Source organism: Burkholderia sp. Ac-20344 (assembly GCF_017104975.1).
Taxonomy (GTDB): Bacteria; Pseudomonadota; Gammaproteobacteria; order Burkholderiales; family Burkholderiaceae; genus Burkholderia.
Genome location: NZ_JAAGPP010000387.1, coordinates 1 through 917 on the forward strand (window position 1 = coordinate 1; position 917 = coordinate 917).

The 917-nt window shown below is 60.7% G+C and carries 1 protein-coding gene; it reads left to right on the forward strand.

Features of this window, described 5'->3' with window-relative positions; translation table 11 throughout:
• The first annotated feature begins 89 nt into the window (after positions 1 to 89).
• Positions 90 to 907 (forward strand): IS5 family transposase gene (locus tag G3N64_RS39275; protein WP_205788919.1). Its coding sequence is split into 2 segments (ribosomal slippage): positions 90 to 438 and positions 438 to 907, totalling 819 coding nucleotides; the frame shifts between segments, so codons are not numbered across the junction.
• The last annotated feature ends 10 nt before the right edge of the window (positions 908 to 917 follow it).

The following is a 917-nucleotide window of genomic DNA, read 5'->3' on the forward strand; positions in this document are numbered from 1 at the left end:
AGAGGCCAGTTCAAAAAGACCCTCGAGGGGCTGTTAACTTCGCCGGCGACCTGTTAACCTCAAGCATCTGAGCAACGGGATCATGAGGAATGCAAGCGCCGATCGTTGATGACGAATTGTGGATACTCATCGAACCATTGCTGCCGCTGCCGAAACCGCGGCGAACGAAGAATCCAGGACGGTTTCCGGTTCCGAATCGTGCAGCATTGAACGGCATCCTGTTCGTGCTCAAGACCGGCATTCGATGGAACCATCTGCCGACCCAGCTCGGCTTCGGTTCGGGGGCGACCTGTTGGCGCCGGCTTCGCGACTGGCACGAAGTCGGCGTGTGGGATCGCCTCCATGAACTGTTGCTCGCCAAACTGCGGGCGGCCGACCAGATCGATTTCTCACGTGCCGCCGTCGATTCATCATCGGTACGGGCCGTTGGGGCGGGCCAAAAACTGGCCCGAACCCCACCGATCGCGCGCGACCCGGCTCCAAGCATCACATCGTCACCGACGCCAACGGCACACCGCTCGCCGCGATCCTGACTGGCGCGAACGTCAACGATGTTACTCAGTTGCTGCCGCTGATCGACGCGATTCCGTCGATTCGAGGCTTGCGCGGCCACCCCATTCAACGGCCTCGCGTGGTCTACGCCGATCGCGGCTACGACTCCGAGCGGCATCGGCGAGCCCTGCGCAATCGCGGTATCCAGCCAGTGATCGCCAAGCGCCGCACCGAACACGGCAGCGGACTCGGCAAGTATCGTTGGGTGGTCGAACGTACGCACTCCTGGCTCCACAATTTTCGTCGCCTACGCACTCGCTTCGAGCGACGTGCCGACATTCACGAAGCATTCCTGAAACTCGGTTGCTCGCTTGTCTGTTGGAACATCTTCAGGCGTATCGAGCAGCCTTTTTGAACTGGCCTCT